Raw genomic sequence first — 20,953 nt, forward strand, 5'->3', positions numbered from 1 at the left:
CGGTGCATTGCGCAGGCGTGGAGATGCGTCGGTAGTGAGCGGCGTCGTATCAGTGTGCGGTGATCGCGGTGCCCTCGGCGCGGTCGTCGATGCCGTCCCGACGGTCCAGGCGGCCGCTGAGCACGGTCAATGCATAGGCACCCACCACCACCAGCGCGCCCAGCCACGGCGTATGCATCAGGCCGACGTTCTCCACCACCAGGCCGCCCAGCGATGCGCCCAGGGCGATGCCGATGTTGAATGCAGCGATGTTCAGTCCGGATGCCACGTCGGTGGCCTGCGGCGCATAGCGCTGCGCCTGCTTGACCACATAGACCTGCAGTCCGGGCACGTTGCCGAAGGCCACCGCACCCAGGGCCAGCACCGTCAGCAACATCAACACCGTGTTGTAGGCGGTGAAGGTGAGCGCCAACAGGACCATGGCCAGCAGGGCGAAGATGCGCCTGAGCGCCGGAACCGGACCCATGCGGTCGGCCATGCGGCCGCCCCACAGATTGCCGATCGCCACCGACACGCCATACACCAGCAGTACCAGGCTGACCGCGTTGGCCGAGAAGCCGGTGACGTCCTGCAGGATGGGCGCCAGGTAGGTGAAGGCCAGGAACGTGCCGCCGTAGCCCAGTGCCGTCATCGCGTAGACCAGCAGCAGGCGCGGCTGGGCCAGCACGGCCAGCTGCTGGCGGAAGCGGGCGGGCGCGCTCTGCGGCACAGTGCGCGGCACGAACAGCGCCGCGCCGACCAGGGCGATCACGCCCAGGCCGGCCACGGCCAGGAAGGTCGCGCGCCAGCCCAGGTGCTGGCCGATGAAGGTGCCCAGCGGCACGCCGGTCACCAGTGCGACGGTCAGCCCGGTGAACATGATCGCGATCGCGCTGGCGGCCTTTTCTTTCGGCACCACCGCCGTGGCGATGATCGAGCCGATCGAGAAGAACACGCCATGGGCGAGGCCGGTCAGGATGCGGGCGACAATCAGCGAGGCGTAGCCCGGTGCCATCCAGGCGATGACGTTGCCCAGCGTGAACAGCGCCATCAGTGCCACCAGCAGGGTCTTGCGCGGCACGCGGCCGGTCAGCGCGGTCAGCACCGGCGCGCCGATGGCTACGCCCAGGGCGTACAGCGAGACCAGCAGGCCGGCCGAAGGCAGGCTGACCTGCAGGTCGGCGGCGATGGTCGGAATCAGGCCGACGATGACGAATTCGGTGGTGCCGATGGCGAAGGCGCCCAGGGTCAGCGCCAGCAGGGCGAGAGGAATGCCGCGGATCATGGCGGGCTCCGGAGGAAGGAAGGCGCGCAGTGTGCGCGGCCCACCTTTGTCGAAAAACCGGTCTTCACGCCAATCACTCTTGCCTGGTGGTCAATAATGGCGCCATGAAGACCACCCTCGATGAAATGCAGGCCTTTCTGGCCGTGATCGACAGCGGTTCGATCAGTGCCGCCGCCGAGCAGCTGGGTCAGACCCCTTCCGGGGTGAGCCGGGCGCTGGGCCGGCTGGAGGACAAGCTGGGCACCACCCTGCTGACCCGTACCACGCGCCGGCTGCACCTGACCGCCGAAGGCGAGGCCTACCTGCGCCATGCACGGGCGATCATCGACGCGGTGGAGTCGGCCGAAGAGCAGATGGCGGCGCGCCGCGAGCGCCCGGCTGGACGCCTGCGGGTGGATGCGGCCATGCCGTTCGTGCTGCACGTGATCGTCCCCCTGGTGGCGGGCTACCGCGCGCGATACCCGGAGGTGCAGCTGGAGTTGAACAGTTCCGAACGCTACATCGACCTGCTGGAACGACGCACCGACGTGGCCATCCGCATCGGCCCACTGGCCGACTCAACGCTGCACGCGCGCTCGCTGGGCCGCTGCCGGCTGCAGCTGCTGGCCAGCCCGGGCTACCTGGCCGAGCACGGTGAACCGGCCAGCGTGGCGGCGCTGGGTCAGCACACGCTGCTGGGATTCAATGAACCCGAATCGCTGAACCGCTGGCCCGTGCCGGGCGACGCCGACGGCCAGCTGCTGGTACGGCCGGACATCGCCGTATCCAGCGGCGAGACCCTGCGCCGGTTGGCGGTGGAAGGGGTGGGCATCACCTGCCTGTCGGACTTCGTCACCGAACGCGACCGTGCTGCCGGCACGCTGGTGCCGGTACTGGCTGCAGAGACGCTGGATGTCTACCAGCCGATCCACGCCGTGTACTACCGCAACACGGCGGTCTCGGCGCGGATCAGCTCGTTCCTGGACCATCTCGGTGACGCGATGGTGCAGTCGGATTACCTGCGCTGAGGCATGCCGCGCTCGCCGGGCATGGCCCGGCGTTACCTGCGCGTTCCGCAGAGCCGGACCCATGCTCGGCTGCACAGGGTCCATGCAGTCCTTCAGGCCGCGCGCGCCAGCGCTTCGCCGCTCGCCGCGGGGGGCGACAGATCGAACACATCCACCGCGTCCATCAACCGGTCCGCCTGCTGCTCCAGGCTGCGCGCGGCGGCGCTGGCCTCTTCCACCAGCGCGGCATTCTGCTGGGTCGCGCCGTCCATCTGCACCACGGTCTGGTTGACCTGTTCGATGCCTGCACTCTGTTCCTGCGACGCGGCGGAGATCTCGGCCATGATGTCGGTCACGCGCTGCACCGAGGCGACGATCTCGGCCATGGTCATGCCCGCCTGGCGCACGCGTTGTGCGCCATCGGCCACCTGGTCCACCGAGGTATCGATCAGCGTCTTGATCTCCTTGGCCGCATTGGCTGAACGCTGCGCCAGCGTACGCACCTCACTGGCCACCACGGCGAAGCCCCGGCCCTGCTCACCGGCACGCGCAGCCTCCACCGCTGCGTTCAACGCCAGGATGTTGGTCTGGAAGGCGATGCCATCGATCACGCTGATGATGTCGGCGATCTGCCGCGAAGAGGCCTCGATCGCCCCCATTGTCGCCACCACCTGCGTGACCACCTCGCCCCCCTGCGAGGCAACCTCGTGCGCGCCGATCGCAAGCTGGTTGGCCTGGCGGGCGTGCTCGGCGTTCTGGCGCACGGTGGAGGTCAGTTCCTCCATCGATGCTGCCGTCTCCTCCAGGTTGGCAGCCTGCTGCTCGGTGCGGCGCGACAGGTCGTTGTTGCCGGCGGCGATCTCGGCGGCCGCGGCATGGATGCTGCCCGAAGTGTGCTTGATGTCGGTGACGATGGTGGCCAGCTGCGCCGCAGTCGTGTTGGCATCGCCAGCGATGCGGGCGAACACGCCCTGGAAGCTGCCGTGCATGCGCGCGCCAAGCCGGCCATCGGCAATCGCGCGCAGCATCGTTGAGACCTCGCCGAGATTCTGCTCGGTGGTCTGCATGAGCTGGTTCAGGCCCTCCACCATCGCGCGGAAGTCATGCTCGAAGCGCGCGCTGTCACCGCGCTGGCTGAAATCGCCGGCCGCAGCGGCGGCGGCAAGGCGGCGGATCTCGCCGTTGATGGTGCCAAGGTTGGCCTTGGCAGTATCCAGCGCTTCGGTGATGACGGCCTTCTCGCCTGGCAGGCGCTCCATGTCCTCGCTGAGATCGCCCACCGCATAGCGGCCCATGATCGTGATCGCGCGCATCTTCACCCGGATGTGCGCGTCGACCAGCGCGTTGCTGTCGGCCACCATGGTTCCGAATGCGCCAGGGAAGGCGCTGGCATCCATGCGATAGCTGATCGAGCCGGCGTCATGCGCCTTCGCCATTGCCGCCTGCGCCTCGAGCACGCCGCCCACCGTGGCCTGCACGGCCTGCATGGCCTGCGCCAGCCGGCCCACTTCATCGCGGCTGCGAACCTGCACGACGTGCTGCAGGTCGCCAGCGGCCACGGCGCGCGCAGCCGCCTCCACCGCCAGCACCGGTTGCACCACCGCGCGGCGCAGCCACCAGGCCAGGCCCATCAGCAGCAGCGCAGCGGCGACCACGGTCAGCACCGCGCACAGCAGCAGCATCTGCCTTGCCTGCTGCGCGCGCGTGGCCACCGCGGCCTCGGCCACCCGGGTGGCCTGCGTGCTCAGCGCGTCCAGCGATGCGGCCACCGCGCGGTCCTTGCCCCGCACCAGGGTATCGCCCGCAGCGGCATCGTAGCCGGCCGCAGCAAACGCCTGCAGTGCAGCGTGATAGTCCTTCTGCAGCTGCGCATGCAGGCCAGCGAAGGCGAGGGCGAGCTCGCGCGTACGGGCATCGGGGCTGCCGGCCAGCCCGCGTGCCAGTCCATCGACGATTCTGCCTTCGCTGTCGAATGCATCCAGATGACGCTGGCGCAGGACCGGATCGTGGCCCCGCAGCAGCACGTTCTTCCATTCCTGCACCTGGCCACGGAACTCGCGCTGCAGGCGTTCGGCATCGCGGCCATGGGCGACTTCGGCAGGCACCTCGGCAGACAGCTTCAGCCAGGCCGACGCCAGGCCGGCCAAGGCACACAGCAGGATGACGGCGAGGCCAAGGGATACGGCGCCGAGCAGCTTCGTCTGCAGTCGCGGCGCATGGGGAGAGGCATTCATGGGGCGAGATCTCGGAAGGGGGGCGATGCGGTATCGACCTGATCTCGCGTGCTCTGAAGTGCGATAAGTATCACATTATCGTTTCGTTCAACGAGGTGAAGGAAATGTTTCATAGGACAGATGTGTCCATATGGAACGAAACAGGACGCTCGACAGGGGATATAAATGTAACTATTGTTGTTACATGAAATCCTCGAACCCGCTTTCCGACGCGCTGCACGTGATGGCCCATCTCGTGGGCCAGCAGGGGCCGCGCACCTCCGAACAGCTGGCCATGTGCCTGCCGACCCATCCGGTGGTGATCCGCCGGCTGCTGGCACAGATGCACAAGGCCGGGTTGGTGCGCAGCACACGCGGGCACGGTGGTGGCAGCCAGCTGGCGCGCGATGCCACCCGCATCACGCTGCACGACATCTACCTGGCGGTCGGCGCACCGCCGCTGGTGCAGATCGGCACACGCGGCGCAGGTCGTGGCTGCCCGATCCAGCAACTGGTCGATTCGGCGCTGCTCGATGGTGCCCGCGAAGCGCAGCGATTGCTGGAACACCGCCTGCAGTCCACCACGCTCGACCAGCTCGGCGCGGAGTTCGCGCGCCACCTCGCCCATCACCGCTCCCTGGAAGGACACCATGAATCCTGAAGTGATCATCGTCGGCGGCAGTTACGCCGGCATCGCCGCGGGCCTGATCCTGGCCCGCGCACGCCGCGCGGTCACCGTCATCGACGCCGGCCTGCCCCGCAACCGTGCGGCCAGCCATTCGCATGGCGTCCTCGGCCTGGACGGCATCAGTGGTGCCGAGCTGTTGAAGACGGCGCGCCAGCAGCTGCTGGACTATCCCAGCGTGCGCTGGATCCATGCCGAGGCCGCGCACGCCACCGCCAGCCCCGACGGTGTCGAGGTCCGCACCGCGGATGGCCAGGTGCTGGCCGCACGCAAGCTGCTGCTGGCCAGTGGCATCAGTGACCAGCTGCCGGACCTGCCCGGCCTGGCCGAGCGCTGGGGCAGCACCGTGCTGCATTGTCCCTACTGCCATGGCTACGAAGTCGGCGGCGGAGCGATCGGCGTGCTCGGCGGCCATCCGATGTCGGCCGGCAAGGCACCGCTGTTCGCCGACTGGGGCAATGTCACCTTCTTCAGCCAGGCGGGGGAGATCAGTGAGGAGGAACGCGTGGCCATGCAGCAGCGTGGCGTGCAGATCGAGATCTCGCCGGTGATTGCCGTGCAGGGCGACCAGCCGACCTGGCTGGAAGTGGAACTGGCCGATGGCCGTCGCATCGCCCAGCGCGCGCTGTTCGTTCCAGCCACCCAGGCGATGGCCACGCCGCTGGTGCAGCAGCTGGGCTGCGCGCTGGTCGAAAGCCCGCTGGGCGTGCTGATCGAGGTGGACGCGATGAAGCAGACCTCGGTGCCGAACGTGTACGCCGCAGGCGACGCGACCACGGTCGGCAATATCACCCTGGCCGCCGCCGAAGGGGTGCGTGCCGGGATCGGCGTGCATCACGCGCTGGTCAGCGAAGACAGCATCGGGTGACGGAAAGGGCCGGATTCCGCTCTCTTGAACGACATCCGGCCCGCCCCATCAGCCTTTGACGCACAGCACCTGGCGCAGTGTGTGGACCACGTCCACCAGGTCGAGCTGGGCGGCCATCACATCGTCGATCGACTTGTACGCCGCCGGCGATTCATCCAGCACGCCGCTGTCCTTGCGGCATTCCACATGCGCGGTCGCCTCGCGGTGCTGGGCCAGGGTGATCCGCTCGCGTGCCGTGCCGCGGCTCATCACCCGGCCTGCGCCGTGGCTGCAGCTGTGGAAACTGTCTGCATTGCCCTTGCCACGCACGATGTAGCTGCGCGTGCCCATGCTGCCGGGGATGATGCCCAGCTCGCCCTGGCGTGCACTGACCGCACCCTTGCGGGTGACCAGCAGTTCCTGCCCGGCGTGCGTTTCCTTCTGCACGTAGTTGTGGTGGCAGTTGACGGCCATCGCCGCCAGCCGGAACGGCGGCAGCCGATGCCGCATCTCGGCCAGCACGCGCGCCATCATCGCCTCGCGATTGTGCCGCGCGTAGTCCTGCGCCCAGGACACCGCTTCCACGTAGTCGTCGAACAGCGGCTCGCCTTCCATGAAGAAGGCCAGGTCCTTGTCAGGCAGATGGAAACCGAGCACGCGGCGCTCCAGCTCGCGACGCGCCTGCTCGATGAAGTACGTGCCGATCAGGTTCCCGGTGCCACGCGAGCCGCTGTGCAGCATTACCCACACGGCATCCGTTTCATCCAGGCACAGCTCGATGAAGTGGTTGCCACCTCCCAGCGTGCCCAGCTGGCGATCGAGCTTGTCGGTGCGGATCCGGCGATGCCTGTCCTTGATCTTCTCCAGGCCAGCGGCCAGGCCGGACTGCACCAGCCGCGTGTGGATGCTGTCGGGCATGCGCTGATGCTCGCCACCGCGACCGTTGCCGACCGGGATGCTGCGCTCGATGCTGTTGCGCAGCTGCCGCAGGTCATCGGGCAGGTCGTTGGCCTGCAGCGTCGTGCGCACCGCGGCCATGCCGCAGCCGATGTCCACGCCCACCGCCGCCGGAATGATCGCTCCGCGGGTCGGGATCACCGAGCCGACGGTCGCGCCCTTTCCCAGGTGCACGTCCGGCATCACGGCCACCCAGGGCCCGACGAATGGAATGGCGGCGATGTTGCGCAGCTGCTCATGGGCCTGCGCTTCCAGCGGCACGCCGTTCACCCAGCCCTTGATCGGCGTGGTGCCCTCGGCATGCAGCCATTGATAGGTGTGTTGAGTATCCATGTTGCAATCCATCTCCTTGATGGGCCGGCGGCGCGTCCCTGCGCCAGCCCAGCCCCCTACTTCATCGTCACCAGCTGCTTCAGCACGCCATCCAGGCCGCCGAACACGGTGAGCTTGTCGATCTTCTCGGTGACCTTCTCCAGCGCTTCCAGCTCCTTCAGCCGCATCAGCACCGGGTTGTCCTCGATCAGCCTGGCGGTATTGAGCTGCGAGCGGGTGGCGTTGGCCTCCTCGCGGCGGCGGATCACGCTGGCCTGCGCCTGCTTCTCGGCCAGCACCACGCCGTTGAGGATCTCCTTCATCTCGCCCGGCAGGATCACGTCCTTGATGCCGACACCCAGCAGCTGCACACCGTGGCCCTCGATCGCGGCCCGCACGTGCGCGGCGATCTCACCGTCCAGCGCCGCCTTCTCGCCCAGCAGCTCATCCAGGCTGCGCGTGGCGATCGCCTGGCGCAGGCCGAGCTGCAGCTGCCGGTAGATGAACTCGTCGGCGTTGCTGAGCGTGCGGTGTGCACGCACCGGGTCGACCACCTGCACGGTCGCGGCCAGGTTCACCCGCAGGGTCACCTTGTCGCGGCTGAGCAGCTCCTGGCCGGACACGTCGAGCGAACGCGCGCGCAGTTCGACGCGCTCCACCGACACGTTGCCGTTGAAATTCCAGAACGCGTGCAGTCCGGCATCCAGGGTCTGTCGCAGCGTACCGTCGACGAACAGCAGGCCGACCGATTCGCTCGGCACGGTGCTGATCACCGCCACGCGCGGCAGTACGCCCAGCTGCCCCAGGCGCTGCTGCACGTCGGCCGGCACGCGCGGTTCGTCACCCAGGGCCATCACGCGCACCTCGGTGTCGACCGAACCCCGCCAGTAAAGATGGCGGCTGCCGGGCGGCAGGACATCGTCGATACGGCCATTGCGCAGCAGCAGACCCACCTGTGCAGCGCCGATATCGGCCAGCACGAAGTGTTCGTGCAGCTGTGCTCCCAGCGCGTCGATCAGGCTGTCCTGGTCGCTGCCGTTGTAGGCGCTGCCCTTCGATGCGTTGTGCACGGTCACCTGCGGCGAGCCGCCGAACCGCGACAGGCGGTGCACGCCCGGCAGCAGCACCTGCTGGAAACGACGGTTGCGATACACCAGGCCGCGCTCGCCGTCGCCGATCACGACCTTGATGGTCCAGAACATGGGAGTCTCTCCTTGTATGGCTCTGGTGGTTCGACCCGATGGAAATCCGTCGCCACGACCCGGGCCGATCAGGTCGTGGCGAGGCGGCCTGCACACCCGTGCAGGCCGCGGAAGAGGGCGGCCACCGGTGGACGGTCCGCGCGCGGAGCCTTCGGTGCGCCGGCAGTACCGCCATGGGCGCCGCCGGCAGGCAGCACCGGGGTGGACCAGGGCGGGCAGTGACGGCGGACCGGGGCCCGGCGTGCGGTCCGTTGCTTCCACTTCTCCGCCCGAAGGCGATGTCCGTGGATGGCGACGATGGCCGCTGGGACGTGCGTCCCGGGTGTTGCTTCAAGTCATGACGTGACAGGTCATGTGGTTTGGAGTGGGAATTGAACCCACGACAGACGGACTCAGGATCCGTTGCTCTGACCAGGCTGAGCTATCCAGTTGGGAACCGCGCGGAATCGAACCGCGTGCCGGCGAACCGGCGCCTGCGACCAGCAGGCGATCCAGGCGAGGGCATGTCCGCGACCTCCGGCATACGCTACGGCAGCGCCGTGCGCACCAGCCCGCCATTGAAGCGGGACCGTTGGAAAATCGAGGGTGCAGGCCATCGACATTATCGGCGGGCGATAATGTTGTGAGGCGATGCAGATAATGTCCGGGCACGGCCGCCCGCGCGAAGATAAACTCCGGCGTGCGGGTAATGGCCGATCAGTGGGCGGCGGAATGCCGCGCGGGGTGCAGTTCTGGCATCGCGGGTCCTTGTGCCGACGCAAACGAAAACGCCCCCGGGACATGCGTTCCGAGGGCGTCGTCAAGCCTCGGAGATCGGGGTGGCCGATCTCCGCAGGGCGGGTATCAGGCCGTTGTGGGCAGTGCTTCCTTGCCGGACGCGCGCGCCAGCACATCCATGCGCAGGCATGGCAGCAGTGTGGCGATGGCGGAGAAATGCGCGTTCAAGGGAAACATCCAGGCGGGTGTTGAAACGAGGTGCGCACGATAAACCACGATTTAGTCGTGCGCAACCATTTTGTTGAATTATTTTCTTCTGCCCGATGCCGGAGCCGGCCGGCGACCGGCCCCGGCCAATCTCAGCCTTCCGCGCTTGCCGCGTCCAGCTGCGCGACATCCTGCACGCTCAGCGATACATTCGCCGCGGCCAGCAGGTCGTGCAGCTGTTCGACGCTGGTGGCGCTGACGATCGGCGCGGTGATCGACGGCCGTGCGATCTGCCATGCCAGTGCGATCTGTGCCGGGCTGGCAGTGTGCTTGCTGGCCACGTCATCCAGCGCTTCCAGGATGCGCAGGCCGCGCGGGTTGAGATAACGCTTCACCACGTTCTCGCCCCGCGCCGGGCTTTTGCCCGCATCGGCTGCCGTGCGGTACTTGCCGCTGAGGAAGCCGCTGGCCAGTGCGTAATAGCCGATCACGCCGATCTGCTCGCGCTGCACCAGCGGTTCCAGCGCGGTCTCGTAGCCGGCGCGGTCGTAGAGGTTGTACTCCGGCTGCAGGGTTTCGTAACGCGGCAGCTTGTAATCGGTGGATACCTTCAGCGCATCGGCCAGGCGGGTGGCGCTGTAGTTGGAGGCACCGATGGCGCGCACCTTGCCGGCTTCGATCAGGCGACCGAACGCGGCCAGCGTGGCTTCCAGCGGTGTCGACTCATCATCCTCGTGGGCCTGGTACAGATCGATCACATCGGTCTGCAGGCGACGCAGCGAGTCTTCCACCGCCGCATTGATGTTGTCCGGGGTCAGCCCAGGGCGTTCGGCCCATTTGCCGACCTTGGTCGCCAGCACCACCTTCTCGCGCTTGCCGCTGCGGGCGAACCACCTGCCGATCAGCGTTTCCGATTCGCCGCCCACATTGCCGGGCACCCAGGCCGAGTACACGTCGGCGGTGTCGACCAGGTTGAAGCCGGCGTCGACGAAGGCATCAAGCAGGGCGAAGCTGGCCTTCTCGTCGGCGCTCCAGCCGAACACGTTGCCTCCGAAGGCGAGCGGACGTACATGCAGGCCGGAACGGCCCAGTTCACGGGTTGCCGTCATGGGCACGGTCTCCTTGGGGGAAGTGCTCCAGAATAGAACGCGTTGTGTTACCGCGCTGCGGCGCTGACCACAAAACAGTGTTCCGCGACGGGCGCGCGGCTAACGATTTGTGAACACCTGGCGCGCGGTGACTGCTAGTCTCGCCGCATCATTCCGCTGGAGTCGCCCCGATGATGCCTGCTTCGTCCCTGCGTGGTTGCCGCCTGTTGCTTGCTTCCGCCCTGCTTGCTGCCGTGCCCGCGTACGCTGCGCCGACCTTGGTGGCGCCGGCGCAGATCCAGGTATCGCCCGCCATCGACGCTGCGGTGAAGGCGTCGACCCGTGATCCGGCCAACGTCAAGCGTGATGGCTACCGTCATCCGGCACAGTCGCTGGCCTTCTTCTCGGTGGCACCGGAGAAGACCGTCATCGAAATCACTCCGGGCAATGGTTGGTATTCGGAAATTCTCGCGCCGCTGCTGCATGACAAGGGCCGGTACGTGGCAGCCGTGGTCGACCCGATGGCGGTGGCAGAAGGTCGTGGCCGCGACTACCAGCAGCGCAGCCGCGATGGCCTGGAAAAGAAGTTCGCCGGTGCGCCGGCACAGTTCGGCAAAGCAGTCGTGGTCGCCTACGATCCGGCCAAGCCGGTGTTCGGACCGGCCAACTCGGCCGATGTGGTGCTGACCTTCCGCAACGTGCACAACTGGCGCAAGGCCGGCCAGGCGCAGGGCATGTTCCAGGGCTTCTTCAACGTGCTCAAGCCGGGCGGCGTGCTGGGCGTGGTGGAGCACCGCGCCAAGGCCGATGTGGCCGACGATGATGACACTGGTTATGTCGGCCAGCAGCAGGTGATCGCCTTGGCCGAGGCCGCCGGCTTCAGGTTGGATGCGCGCAGCGAGATCAATGCCAACCCGCGCGACACCAAGGATCATCCCAACGGCGTGTGGACCCTGCCGCCGACCAACCAGCATGACAAGGCCGACGCCGCGAAGTACCAGGCCATCGGCGAAAGCGATCGCATGACCCTGCGCTTCATCAAGCCCTGAGGCGAAGCCTCGCAGCCGCAAGCGGCAATGGACACACGTGTATCCGCCGGGCCTGGCCCGGCGCGACAGTCAAAGGAGTGAGCGGTTGAAGAAGATCCTGTACATCGTGATCGCAGTACTGGTGCTGGTACGCCTGTTCGACTTCACCTTCCATGGCGGCAATACCTATGACCTGCTGGGCGCGGTGGGGTTCGCGGTGCTGTTGATCGGCATCCTGCAGGATGAACGCGCGCGCCGTGCGAGCCCGCCATTGGCGTCCCAGCGGCGGCGGGCGGCGATCGCATCGGCCTGTGGCATTGCGCTGGTGCTTGTTTCGTTCCTGCTGAAGTGGAAAGTCTTCGGCTGAGGCGCCCGTGATCGCGATGGCAGCGCCGGAATGGGACAATGCCGCATCCACCGCCTGCCGTGCCTGCGATGCTGATTGCCTTCAACAAGCCGTTCAATGTGCTGTGCCAGTTCACCGATCGCAGCGTCCCGCCGCGCCCGACCCTGGCGGGTTTCGGCCTGCCGCCGCGTGTGTATGCGGCGGGCCGGCTGGATCATGACAGCGAAGGCCTGCTGCTGCTGACCGACAACGGTCCCTTGGCGCACAGGTTGACCGACCCGAAGCACAAGGCCGACAAGACCTACTGGGTGCAGGTGGAAGGCACGCCTGGCGAGGAACAGCTGCAGCGCCTGCGCAGCGGCGTGATCCTCAATGATGGGCCGACCCTGCCGGCGAAGGTCGAACGGCTCGATCCCGCGCCGGAGCTGTGGACGCGCGATCCGCCCGTGCGTTTCCGCAAGACCGTTGCCGATACCTGGCTGGCGATCACGATCCGCGAAGGGCGCAACCGCCAGGTACGGCGGATGACCGCCGCCGTGAACCTGCCCACCCTGCGCCTGGTGCGGGTGGCAATGGGTCCTTACCGGCTGGATGATCTGCGCCCCGGACAGTGGCGGCAGATCGGCTGAAACGAAACGGGCCGGAGATCACCCACAGGCGATCTCCGGCCCGGATACAGCCGCCTGCCTCAGGCGTCGCTGCCGATATCGCTGTGCTCGTCGACCACGGTGTCGTTGCGGCGGTCGCGGGCACTGATGCGCTGCGCCTGGCCATCAACGACCTGACCATTGGCCGCCTTCTTCTTCTGCTGCTTGCGATACAGGGCATAGCCGAGCAGACCCACACCCACTGCCGCGGCGGCGATGGTCACTGCCGGATTGCGGCGGGCGAACTTGGTGGCAACCTTGCCACCGGTCTTCACTGCGCCCAGTGCGGCTCCCGTCTTGATCCAGTCGCTGGCCTGCGGACCCAGATGGCGCAGGCTGCCGCCGGCACTCTTCAGGCCGTCGCCCGCGGTGTGGGCCAGGTCCAGGGCGCGCTCCAGGGCGCGGTCGGTAATCACGGTCAGTCTGCTCATGCGGGGGTCCTTTGCCTCGGGTCGAAGTCCAGTGTGGCGCGTTGCCCGTAAACGGTATGTCAGTCGGGCAGTCACACGGCGTGACTCTACGCGCTCCATTCAGGATCAGGCAGGATTGCTATGTTCCCCGTGGTTTGGCCCGGTGGGTGGCGGTGGCCGTCCACGGGTCGTCCGGCCAGGGATGGCGGGGATAGCGGCCCTTCATCTCTTTCTTCACCTCGGCATAGGTGTTTTCCCAGAAGTTGCGCAGGTCCTGGGTGACCTGCAGCGGACGACCGCCGGGTGACAGCAGGTGCAGGGTCAGTGGCACGCGCCCATCGGCGATGCGGGGAGTGTCTGCCAGTCCGAACAACTCCTGCAGCTTCACGGCCAGCACCGGTGGCAGCGGTTCGCCGGACTCGCTGTCCAGTGCATAGGTGATGGGCCGCTCCAGCCCGGAGGGCACAGTGATGCGGCTTGGCGCATGCCGCTCCACGAGCTGCCGCTGTGACCATGCCAGGGGCGACTTCAGCGCTTCTGCGAAGCTGGCTTCGTCCAGCGCATCGAGGCGGCTCTTGCCGGTAAACGCAGGCTGCAGCCACCGCGCGCGGGTGGCGAGCAGCGTGGCATCGCTGCAGTCGGGCAGCTCCAGCTCGGGCATCCAGCGACGCAGCGACTCCACCCGTGCCTGCCATTGGCGCAGGGCCTCGGTCCACGGCAGTGCCTGCAGGCCGAGCTCGGCAACAGCCTCGGTCAAGGCGCCGGCCGCGTGTTCCGGGTCGACCCGGCCCGCCGAGCGACTGTCCAGCACGATGCGATCGAAGCGGGTTTCGCGCAGTGCGACCAGCGCACGCCGTTCGCCGTCCCAGCGCACCGTGTCGGCGGTGACGAAGCGCTGCGGGTAGATCCTGCGCAGATGATCCTCATCGACCGGCGCGGCGCGCAGCAGAAGCGCATCGCGGGCCTCGAAACGCAGTTCGCTGGCGACCAGCCACGGTTCGCCACGCAGATCGCTCAGTTCATGCAGGCGCGCGCTGCGCCCGTTGGCGAGCAGGTAGCGCAGCGGATCGCCCGGATGCTGGAAGCCGATACGATCGGGAAAAGCGTGCGCCAGCAGATCGCCCAGCGCGTGCGCTTCGATGCTGGCAGGGGGCGCCGCATCGCAGCGCAGCCGACGCCGCCACTGGCGCGCGGCGGCATCAATGGCAGCCAGTCCACCACGACTGGCATCGGCCGGCGCGCGGCCAGCACGGAACGCGGCCAGCGCGCGCCAGCGTGCCGCCAGTGCATCGCCGCCCTGGCGCAGGGGGTCGCGTGCTTCCAGCAGCGCCGCCAGATCGGCCGCCAGCGCCTGTGCGTGCGGGTCAGGGGCGGCGAGCAGCATCGCGGCCATGCGTGGATGGGTACCCAGCGCCAGCACGCGTCGGCCCAAGGCGGTGATCGCGCCCGACTCCGACAACGCGCCCAGGCGGTGCAGCAGCTCGCGCGCCGCACCCATCGGTCCGCTTGGGGGCGGATCGAGAAAGCGCAGGTCGCTGCTGCCCCACGCCGCCAGCTCCAGCGCCAGTCCTGCCAGTTCGACCTGGTCGATCTCGGCACGCCGCTGAGGCTCCAGCCGCTGCGACTGCGGCCACAGGCGCCAGGCCACGCCCTCGGCCACGCGGCCGGCACGACCGGCACGCTGGTCGGCCGAGGCCTGCGCAATGGCCACCACGTCCAGGCGGGTGAAGCCGCTGTTCGGGTCATAGCGGGGCTCGCGTGCCAGGCCGCTGTCGATCACCACGCGCACGCCGGGCAGGGTCACCGAGGATTCGGCCACGTTGGTGGCCAGCACCACGCGGCGGCGGCCCTCATCTGCGGGTTGCAGCACGCGCGCCTGCTGTTCCACCGGCAGTTCGCCATGCAGTGCCAGGACCTCGGTGTTGCCGCCGATCGATTCCTGCAGACCGGCCTGCACACGGGCGATCTCCCGCTGGCCAGGCAGGAACACCAGCACGTCGCCCGGGTGCTCGACCAGCGCCTGCTGCACTGCACGGCGGACCTGCAGTTCCAGTGATTCTTCGCGACGCGCCGGGAAGTGGCTGACGGTCACGGGGTAGCTGCGGCCCTCGCTGCTCAAGCGGGGTGCGTCGAGGAAGCGTGCCAGCCGCTCGCCATCCAGGGTCGCCGACATGACCACCAGCCGCAGGTCGTGGCGCAGCTGTGCCTGTACGTCCAGCGCCAGTGCCAATCCCAGGTCGCCGCTGAGGTGGCGCTCATGGAACTCGTCGAACAGGATCGCGCCCACCTGTTCCAGCAACGGGTCGTCCTGCAGCATGCGGGTCAGGATGCCTTCGGTCACCACCTCGATGCGGGTGCGCGCGGACACCCGGTTCTCGAAGCGGATGCGGTAGCCGACGGTATCGCCGACCTCCTCGCCGAGCTGCCTTGCCATGAACATCGCTGCGCTGCGCGCGGCCACCCGGCGCGGCTCCAGCAGGATGATCCTGCGGCCCTGCAGCCACGGTGCATCGAGCAGCGCCAGCGGTACCTGGGTGGTCTTGCCGGCGCCCGGTGGTGCCTCCAGCACGAGCCGTGGCTGTGCAGCCAGATGCTGCTGGATCTGCGGCAGCAGCGGAGAAATGGGGAAGTGCGGGGCGTTCATGCGCAAAGGATAAGGGGCCACGCTGGGCGCGGGTACAATGCGCAGGCACATTTCCTCCGCGATGACCATGCACCTGATCGATATCGGCGCCAATCTGACCCACGACTCCTTCGACCGCGACCGCGACGCCGTGCTGCAGCGTGCCCGCCAGGCCGGGGTGGTGCAGATGGTGGTCACGGGGGCCAGCCGCGAGCACTCTCCGCTGGCGCTGCAGCTGGCCCAGCAGCATCCGGGATTCCTGTATGCGACGGCCGGCGTACACCCGCATCATGCGGTGGAGTACACCGAAGAATGCGATGCGGAGATGCGCGCCCTGCATGCCCACCCGGAAGTGGTGGCGGTCGGCGAGTGCGGACTGGACTACTTCCGTGACTTCTCGCCGCGACCTGCCCAGCACCGTGCGTTCGAGCGCCAGCTGCAGCTGGCGGCGGAGAACGGCAAGCCGCTGTTCCTGCACCAGCGCGACGCGCACGCCGACTTCATGGCGCAGATGAAGAACTTCGAGGGTCGCCTCGGGCCGGCGGTGGTGCACTGCTTCACCGGTGAACGGGAGGAGTTGTTTGATTACCTCGACCAGGACTGGTACATCGGCATCACCGGCTGGCTCTGCGACGAGCGTCGCGGGGCGCACTTGCGCGAGCTGGTGAAGAGCATTCCAGCCGATCGCCTGATGATCGAGACCGATGCGCCGTACCTGCTGCCGCGCACGCTCAAGCCGATGCCGAAGGATCGCCGCAACGAACCGATGTTCCTTTCGCACATCGTCGAGGAGTTGGCCCATGATCGTGGCGAGGATGTCGTGCTGACCGCAGCCCATGCCACGGCGGCAGCCCGTGCCTTCTTCCGGCTGCCCGACGCCGACACGACACGTCAGCCGTGAATGCCCGGATCCGGTGACGCTCGGCCATGCCCGGCGAGCGAAGCGGCAAGATCCGTCAGCCCTTCCCGATACGTCGGAAACTGCGGCGCCCACCCCAGCGCTTCGCGCGTACCGCGGCTGTCGATGCGCTTGCTGCCTTCGTAGAAGCGGCGCAGGGCCGGGCTCAGCGCCGGGTCGTCCCACGCCATTGCCGGTGGCATCGCAAAGCCTCCCAGCTGCGCGGCGAAGGCCAGCACGTCCTGTGGCGGTGCGGGCTCATCGTCGCTGGGCAGGTACAGCGCCTGCAGGGTGGGTCGCCGCATCGCCGCGATGATCACCGCCACCAGGTCCTGTACATGCAGGCGGTTGAACAGCAGGCCCGGCTTCAGCACATGGCGGGCACGCCCCTGCGCGAGCTGCACCAGTGCATTGCGGCCGGGACCATACAGCCCGGGCAGCCGGAACACTGCCGAGGCGATGCCGCGCCGGCTGGCCAGTGCGCGCCATTGCGACTCCGCGCGCAGGCGCTGCAGGCCCGCAGGCCCGGTGGCGTCGGCCACGCTGTCCGCATCGATCCAGCCGCCCTGGCGGTCGCCGTACACCGACGTCGACGACAGATAGCCCACCCACTGCAATGCGGGACTGTCTTCCAGTGCCGTGCGCAGCATGCGCACTGCCGGGTCGCCGTCGGCATCGGGCGGTATGCTGCCCAGCACCGCATCGGCGCGCGCGATGTCATCCAGAAGCGCGGGTGCAGGTGCTGTGCCAGCGCAGAGTCGATGGCAGCGCAGGCCATCGACGGCTGCCGTGGACGGATCGCGTACGGTGCCGGCGACCTGCACGCCCAGCGCTTCCAGGCGAGCCGCCAGTACGCGCCCGCTCCAGCCCATGCCCAGGATCAGCACCCGTCCGGGCAACGGACCGGCCGGCAGCGTCAGGCTCACGCCCGGCGCTGCGCCTGGTAGGCCTGCAGGCTGCTGTAGGCGACCTGCAGCAGCACGCCCTGCTGGCCGGCACTGCGTGCACGCGCCAGCATGTCACCGACGATGTGGCCGGCCTCCACCTGCTGCCCGGCCTCCAGGTCACGCAACATCGAGGCCTTCAATGCCGAGCCGGCCTGGGTCAACGTGCCGCGCGCAGTGTCCTGCGCTGCCGCCGGGACTGCCTCACCGGCCGCCTCCGCCACGGCCAGGCACTCGTCGTACAGGCCCTGCACGATGGCCGTGCCATCATCGGTCGCGACAATCGTGCCGATGTCCGCGCGCAACAGGCAGGTCGCCGCGGCAAGCGCGGTGAGGAAGGTGTACTTGATCCACTGCTCCTGGCCGATGCGTTCGCTGGCCAGGTGATCGAGGTTGGCCTGCGTGCAGGCGGCGGCGAAGGCACGCACGCGCGCCGAGAGCGCGCCACCGCCGCGTTCCCCGAAGGTGAGCTTGGCGGGTTTTCCCAGATGCACCACCGCACCGTCCGGTGCCTTGGTCGCACTGATGAAGCACAGCCCGCCCAGCACCGCCTCGCGGCCGAAGCGTGCATCCAGATCGTTGTAATGATGCAGCCCGTTGAGGATCGGCAGCACGGTGGTGCCGGGGCCCACCGCCGGCGCGATGGCCTCGATCGAGCTGTCCAGGTCGTAGGCCTTGCAGCTGAGGATGACCAGGTCGAAGGGCCTCTCCCGGGCCAGCGCGGGCAGCGCATCGGCTGTCACGTGCTGCACCGGGAAGGCGGCATCGCCGACTGGACTGCGGATCACCAGTCCATCGCGTGCAAGCTGCCCGGCGCGGGCAGGGCGGACCAGGAAGGTCACGTCCACACCGGCCTGGGCCAGGCGGCCGCCGAAGTAACCGCCGGTACCGCCGGCGCCGAGAATCAGGATGCGCATTGCACGTTCACCGTTGTCTGCGGAACCAATGTTGCGAGTGTGCCGGGGATCGCGACCCCGGCGATCGGCGCTCAGCTGCGCATGCCCACGCCGCGGCGCAGCAGCCACAGCGCCACCGCCGTCAGCACCACCACGAAGCCGATCATCAGCGCGTACGCGACCCACAGCGGCACGTCACTGCTGCCCAGCAGGCCGTAGCGGAACGCGTTGACCATGTAGAAGATCGGGTTCGCATGGGTCGCTGCTTCAGCCCAGGCCGGCAGCAGCTTCACCGAATAGAACACGCCGCCCAGATAGGTCAGCGGGGTCAGGATGAAGGTCGGAACGATCGCCACGTCGTCGAACTTCTTCGCGTACACGGCATTGATGAAGCCGGCCAGCGAGAAGATGGTAGCGCCCAGCAGCACCGTGGTCAGTGTCACCAGCGGGTGCGGGATGCGCACGGGGGTGAAGAACATCGCGATGATCAGCACGATCACGCCGACCATCAGGCCGCGCAGTACCGCACCGGCCACGTAACCCCACAGGATCACCCAGTTCGGCATCGGGCTCACCAGCAGCTCTTCCACGTGGCGGCCGAACTTGGCGCCGAAGAAGGACGAGCTGATGTTGCCGTAGCTGTTCTGGATCACGCTCATCATGACCAGCCCGGGCACGATGAACTGCATGTAGCTGTACCCGCCCATCTCGCCCACGCGCGAGCCGATCAGGCCGCCGAAGATGAGGAAGTACAGGGTCATGGTGATCGCCGGCGGCACCAGCGTCTGGCCCCAGATGCGCATGATCCGGGTCACTTCGCGGCGCACGATGGTCAGCAGCGCGACGCGGTTGCGCTGGCCGTCGGTCAGCTCGGTGGTGCTCATGCGGATTTCTCCTGGTTGCCGGTGAGGCGCACGAACAGCTCCTCCAGTCGGTTGCTCTTGGTACGCATCGAGCGCACGCGGATGCCGGCTTCATTCAGCGCGGCGAACACGCGGTTCAGATCCATCGCCCGTGGCATGTCGATGTCCAGGGTGTGCGCGTCGGGCGCGCTGAGGGTTGCGCCCTCGATCGCCGGCAGCTGCACCGGCAGATCGCCATCGATGTCCAGCAGGAAGCCTTCCACGTCCAGCTTGGCCAGCAGCGCACGCATCGGCCCCTGCTCGACGATCCGGCCGTGGTTGATGATCGCCAGATGCCGGCACAGGTACTCGGCCTCCTCCAGGTAGTGGGTGGTGAGGATGATCGTCGTGCCAGCCGCATTGATCTCCTTCAGCACCCGCCACATGTCGCGGCGGATCTCGATGTCCACGCCCGCGGTCGGCTCATCCAGGATCAGCAGGCGGGGACGCGTCATCATCGCGCGGGCGATCATCAGCCGGCGCTTCATGCCGCCGGACAGGGTGCGGCTCATCACCTGCGCCTTCTCCCACAGATGAGCACGCCTGAGTTCCTCTTCCGCGCGCTGCTCCGCTTCCTCGCGCGGTACGCCATAGAAGCCGGCGTAGTTCACAAGAATGTCGAAGGGTTTTTCGAACAGGTTGAAGTTGATCTCCTGCGGCACCAGGCCGATCAGGCGCATGGTCGCGCTGCGGTTGCGCACCAGGTCGCTGCCGAACACCTCCACCTGGCCCTCGCTGAGGTTGACCAGGGAGCTGATGATGCCGATCAGGGTGGACTTGCCAGCCCCGTTGGGGCCCAGCAGGGCGAAGAAGTCGCCCGGGGCGACCTCCAGCGAGACCCCCTTCAGGGCCTGGGTTCCGTTGTCGTAGGTTTTGCGCAGGTCGCGCACGCGCAGGGCGGGCGCCGTATCGTTCAGGGATGCCAAGCTCGAAGCCTTCGCGCCTATGGGCTGGCGCTGGAGAGGGGCGGGGAAGGGCTATTATAGAAGACCCCGAGGGCTCGCCCCGGCTACACACTGTCCCGAAAAGTCGTGCCTGTTCAATTCCCCCTCAAGCTGGTCGGCCGCCGCATGCTGGCCCCGACCGTCGGCCACTACCAGTTCGTGCGCGACGATGGCCAGCCGCTGGATTTCCAGCCCGGCCAGTTCATCCAGGTCCATTTCAGCTACGCCGATGGCACCGAGACCAAGCGCAGCTATTCCCTGGCCACCCTGCATGATCACGCACTGGGGCCCGGCGAAGCCGTGGATATCGCGGTCAGTTTCGTGCCCGGCGGCGCCGCTACAGCGCTGTTCGAGGCGCTGGAAACCGGCGGCCAGATCAGCGCGTCCGGCCCGTACGGGCGGTTCTGCCTGAACCCCGGCGATCACAACGCGCGCTATCTGCTGATCGCCACCGGTACCGGCGTGACCCCCTATCGCTCGATGCTGCCACTGCTGGAAAGGGCCATGACCGAACGCGGCGTGCAGGTCGTCCTGCTGCAGGGTGCACGCAGCCCGGGCGAACTGCTGTACAGCGAAGATTTCTACAGTTTCGCCGAAAAGCACGCGAACTTCCGCTATGTTCCGTGCCTGTCGCGGGAGTTGCCGGAACAGGCCCACGCCGACGTCCATCATGGCTACGTGCAGCAGGCCCTGGCTGGTTTCACGCCGGACCCGGCCACCGATATCGCCTACCTGTGCGGCAACCCGGACATGGTTGATGCCTGCGCCGAGCTGCTCAAGGCGGCCGGGCTGGGCAACCCGCAGATCCGCCGCGAGAAGTACGTCAGCAGCAAGTGA

The 20,953-nt window shown here is 67.8% G+C and carries 19 protein-coding genes and 1 tRNA gene; 8 read left to right on the forward strand and 12 right to left on the reverse strand.

All coding sequences use genetic code 11. From position 1 onward, the window contains the following. Positions 1 to 49: 49 nt before the first annotated feature. The gene (locus AC5P76_RS07030) at positions 50 to 1,264 is read right to left on the reverse strand and encodes an MFS transporter (RefSeq protein ID WP_053518114.1); all 1,215 of its coding nucleotides are present in this window, start codon (positions 1,262 to 1,264) and stop codon (positions 50 to 52) included. Positions 1,265 to 1,368: 104 nt separating this feature from the next. Here AC5P76_RS07030 and AC5P76_RS07035 point away from each other — a divergent pair, with 104 nt between their 5' ends. Further along, entirely contained in the window at positions 1,369 to 2,271 is a 903-nt protein-coding gene (locus tag AC5P76_RS07035; protein WP_253119124.1) for a LysR family transcriptional regulator, read from the forward strand. A gap of 92 nt (positions 2,272 to 2,363) precedes the next feature. Here AC5P76_RS07035 and AC5P76_RS07040 read toward each other — a convergent pair whose 3' ends face one another. Next, positions 2,364 to 4,484 (reverse strand): methyl-accepting chemotaxis protein, encoded by a 2,121-nt coding sequence (locus tag AC5P76_RS07040; protein ID WP_180876479.1) that lies wholly within the window; start codon positions 4,482 to 4,484, stop codon positions 2,364 to 2,366. Between the two features lie 184 nt (positions 4,485 to 4,668). Here AC5P76_RS07040 and AC5P76_RS07045 point away from each other — a divergent pair, with 184 nt between their 5' ends. Together AC5P76_RS07045 and AC5P76_RS07050 are read left to right on the forward strand one after the other, a co-directional pair. Continuing rightward, on the forward strand, positions 4,669 to 5,124 hold the full coding sequence (locus AC5P76_RS07045) for an Rrf2 family transcriptional regulator (protein WP_053518119.1): 456 nt from the start codon (positions 4,669 to 4,671) through the stop codon (positions 5,122 to 5,124). Then, complete coding sequence (locus AC5P76_RS07050; protein WP_065174286.1) at positions 5,114 to 6,016, forward strand: NAD(P)/FAD-dependent oxidoreductase; 903 nt, start codon at positions 5,114 to 5,116, stop codon at positions 6,014 to 6,016. The genes AC5P76_RS07045 and AC5P76_RS07050 overlap by 11 nt, the downstream gene beginning before the upstream one ends. 48 nt (positions 6,017 to 6,064) lie before the next feature. On the opposite strand, the gene AC5P76_RS07055 is transcribed toward AC5P76_RS07050, so the two are convergent. The 4 genes from AC5P76_RS07055 to AC5P76_RS07070 all read right to left on the reverse strand — a co-directional run bounded on the left by AC5P76_RS07055 (position 6,065) and on the right by AC5P76_RS07070 (position 10,499). Continuing rightward, positions 6,065 to 7,285, reverse strand: coding sequence for an RtcB family protein (locus AC5P76_RS07055; protein WP_065181439.1), 1,221 nt, complete (start codon positions 7,283 to 7,285; stop codon positions 6,065 to 6,067). A 56-nt stretch (positions 7,286 to 7,341) separates the two neighbouring features. After that, positions 7,342 to 8,466 (reverse strand): slipin family protein, encoded by a 1,125-nt coding sequence (locus tag AC5P76_RS07060; protein ID WP_164150475.1) that lies wholly within the window; start codon positions 8,464 to 8,466, stop codon positions 7,342 to 7,344. A gap of 355 nt (positions 8,467 to 8,821) precedes the next feature. Beyond that, a tRNA-Gln gene (locus AC5P76_RS07065) sits at positions 8,822 to 8,895 on the reverse strand. 647 nt (positions 8,896 to 9,542) lie between these two features. Then, positions 9,543 to 10,499: an aldo/keto reductase gene (locus AC5P76_RS07070; protein WP_053518125.1), complete on the reverse strand. Its 957-nt coding sequence runs from the start codon at positions 10,497 to 10,499 to the stop codon at positions 9,543 to 9,545. 170 nt (positions 10,500 to 10,669) lie between these two features. Here AC5P76_RS07070 and AC5P76_RS07075 point away from each other — a divergent pair, with 170 nt between their 5' ends. The 3 genes from AC5P76_RS07075 to AC5P76_RS07085 all read left to right on the forward strand — a co-directional run bounded on the left by AC5P76_RS07075 (position 10,670) and on the right by AC5P76_RS07085 (position 12,481). Then, the gene (locus tag AC5P76_RS07075; RefSeq protein WP_197600232.1) at positions 10,670 to 11,527 is read left to right on the forward strand and encodes a class I SAM-dependent methyltransferase; all 858 of its coding nucleotides are present in this window, start codon (positions 10,670 to 10,672) and stop codon (positions 11,525 to 11,527) included. Positions 11,528 to 11,612: 85 nt separating this feature from the next. Continuing rightward, positions 11,613 to 11,873: a hypothetical protein gene (locus tag AC5P76_RS07080; RefSeq protein ID WP_065174290.1), complete on the forward strand. Its 261-nt coding sequence runs from the start codon at positions 11,613 to 11,615 to the stop codon at positions 11,871 to 11,873. Positions 11,874 to 11,941: 68 nt separating this feature from the next. Then, positions 11,942 to 12,481 carry a pseudouridine synthase gene (locus tag AC5P76_RS07085; RefSeq protein WP_065174511.1) on the forward strand — a complete coding sequence of 180 codons (540 nt, stop codon included), beginning with the start codon at positions 11,942 to 11,944 and terminating at the stop codon, positions 12,479 to 12,481. A 59-nt stretch (positions 12,482 to 12,540) separates the two neighbouring features. On the opposite strand, the gene AC5P76_RS07090 is transcribed toward AC5P76_RS07085, so the two are convergent. Both AC5P76_RS07090 and hrpB read right to left on the reverse strand, forming a co-directional pair. Continuing rightward, positions 12,541 to 12,930, reverse strand: a complete 390-nt coding sequence (locus tag AC5P76_RS07090; RefSeq protein ID WP_065174291.1) for a hypothetical protein — start codon at positions 12,928 to 12,930, stop codon at positions 12,541 to 12,543. Positions 12,931 to 13,048: 118 nt separating this feature from the next. Continuing rightward, on the reverse strand, positions 13,049 to 15,553 hold the full coding sequence (gene hrpB, locus AC5P76_RS07095) for an ATP-dependent helicase HrpB (protein ID WP_253119126.1): 2,505 nt from the start codon (positions 15,551 to 15,553) through the stop codon (positions 13,049 to 13,051). A 67-nt stretch (positions 15,554 to 15,620) separates the two neighbouring features. On the opposite strand from hrpB, the gene AC5P76_RS07100 reads away from it, so the two are divergent. Continuing rightward, positions 15,621 to 16,433, forward strand: coding sequence for a TatD family hydrolase (locus tag AC5P76_RS07100; protein ID WP_111187264.1), 813 nt, complete (start codon positions 15,621 to 15,623; stop codon positions 16,431 to 16,433). On the opposite strand, the gene AC5P76_RS07105 is transcribed toward AC5P76_RS07100, so the two are convergent. From AC5P76_RS07105 to AC5P76_RS07120, 4 genes are all read right to left on the reverse strand, one after another. After that, positions 16,424 to 17,356, reverse strand: coding sequence for a Rossmann-fold NAD(P)-binding domain-containing protein (locus AC5P76_RS07105; RefSeq protein ID WP_253119127.1), 933 nt, complete (start codon positions 17,354 to 17,356; stop codon positions 16,424 to 16,426). The genes AC5P76_RS07100 and AC5P76_RS07105 overlap by 10 nt on opposite strands. Next, the gene (panE, locus tag AC5P76_RS07110; protein ID WP_253119129.1) at positions 17,353 to 18,291 is read right to left on the reverse strand and encodes a 2-dehydropantoate 2-reductase; all 939 of its coding nucleotides are present in this window, start codon (positions 18,289 to 18,291) and stop codon (positions 17,353 to 17,355) included. Before panE ends, AC5P76_RS07105 begins: the two co-directional genes overlap by 4 nt. Before the next feature lie 71 nt (positions 18,292 to 18,362). Beyond that, entirely contained in the window at positions 18,363 to 19,154 is a 792-nt protein-coding gene (locus AC5P76_RS07115; RefSeq protein ID WP_053519566.1) for an ABC transporter permease, read from the reverse strand. After that, entirely contained in the window at positions 19,151 to 20,119 is a 969-nt protein-coding gene (locus tag AC5P76_RS07120) for an ABC transporter ATP-binding protein (protein ID WP_196769925.1), read from the reverse strand. The genes AC5P76_RS07115 and AC5P76_RS07120 overlap by 4 nt, the downstream gene beginning before the upstream one ends. Before the next feature lie 84 nt (positions 20,120 to 20,203). Between AC5P76_RS07120 and AC5P76_RS07125 the strand changes: the two genes are divergently transcribed. Beyond that, positions 20,204 to 20,953: a ferredoxin--NADP reductase gene (locus AC5P76_RS07125; protein ID WP_080375334.1), complete on the forward strand. Its 750-nt coding sequence runs from the start codon at positions 20,204 to 20,206 to the stop codon at positions 20,951 to 20,953.

It is taken from the genome of Stenotrophomonas sp. YJH_SMC_36 (genome assembly GCF_059369935.1).

What these genes read in the sequence shown, in the direction of transcription:
- hrpB (WP_253119126.1), bottom strand. Translation starts at nt 15,553, where the DNA reads ATGAACGCCCCGCACTTCCCCATTTCTCCGCTGCTGCCGCAGATCCAG.
- AC5P76_RS07075 (WP_197600232.1), top strand. Translation starts at nt 10,670, where the DNA reads ATGATGCCTGCTTCGTCCCTGCGTGGTTGCCGCCTGTTGCTTGCTTCC.
- AC5P76_RS07055 (WP_065181439.1), bottom strand. Translation starts at nt 7,285, where the DNA reads ATGGATACTCAACACACCTATCAATGGCTGCATGCCGAGGGCACCACG.
- AC5P76_RS07115 (WP_053519566.1), bottom strand. Translation starts at nt 19,154, where the DNA reads ATGAGCACCACCGAGCTGACCGACGGCCAGCGCAACCGCGTCGCGCTG.
- AC5P76_RS07100 (WP_111187264.1), top strand. Translation starts at nt 15,621, where the DNA reads ATGCACCTGATCGATATCGGCGCCAATCTGACCCACGACTCCTTCGAC.
- AC5P76_RS07040 (WP_180876479.1), bottom strand. Translation starts at nt 4,484, where the DNA reads ATGAATGCCTCTCCCCATGCGCCGCGACTGCAGACGAAGCTGCTCGGC.
- AC5P76_RS07030 (WP_053518114.1), bottom strand. Translation starts at nt 1,264, where the DNA reads ATGATCCGCGGCATTCCTCTCGCCCTGCTGGCGCTGACCCTGGGCGCC.
- AC5P76_RS07060 (WP_164150475.1), bottom strand. Translation starts at nt 8,466, where the DNA reads ATGTTCTGGACCATCAAGGTCGTGATCGGCGACGGCGAGCGCGGCCTG.
- AC5P76_RS07050 (WP_065174286.1), top strand. Translation starts at nt 5,114, where the DNA reads ATGAATCCTGAAGTGATCATCGTCGGCGGCAGTTACGCCGGCATCGCC.
- AC5P76_RS07090 (WP_065174291.1), bottom strand. Translation starts at nt 12,930, where the DNA reads ATGAGCAGACTGACCGTGATTACCGACCGCGCCCTGGAGCGCGCCCTG.
- AC5P76_RS07045 (WP_053518119.1), top strand. Translation starts at nt 4,669, where the DNA reads ATGAAATCCTCGAACCCGCTTTCCGACGCGCTGCACGTGATGGCCCAT.
- AC5P76_RS07035 (WP_253119124.1), top strand. Translation starts at nt 1,369, where the DNA reads ATGAAGACCACCCTCGATGAAATGCAGGCCTTTCTGGCCGTGATCGAC.
- AC5P76_RS07070 (WP_053518125.1), bottom strand. Translation starts at nt 10,499, where the DNA reads ATGACGGCAACCCGTGAACTGGGCCGTTCCGGCCTGCATGTACGTCCG.
- panE (WP_253119129.1), bottom strand. Translation starts at nt 18,291, where the DNA reads ATGCGCATCCTGATTCTCGGCGCCGGCGGTACCGGCGGTTACTTCGGC.
- AC5P76_RS07085 (WP_065174511.1), top strand. Translation starts at nt 11,942, where the DNA reads ATGCTGATTGCCTTCAACAAGCCGTTCAATGTGCTGTGCCAGTTCACC.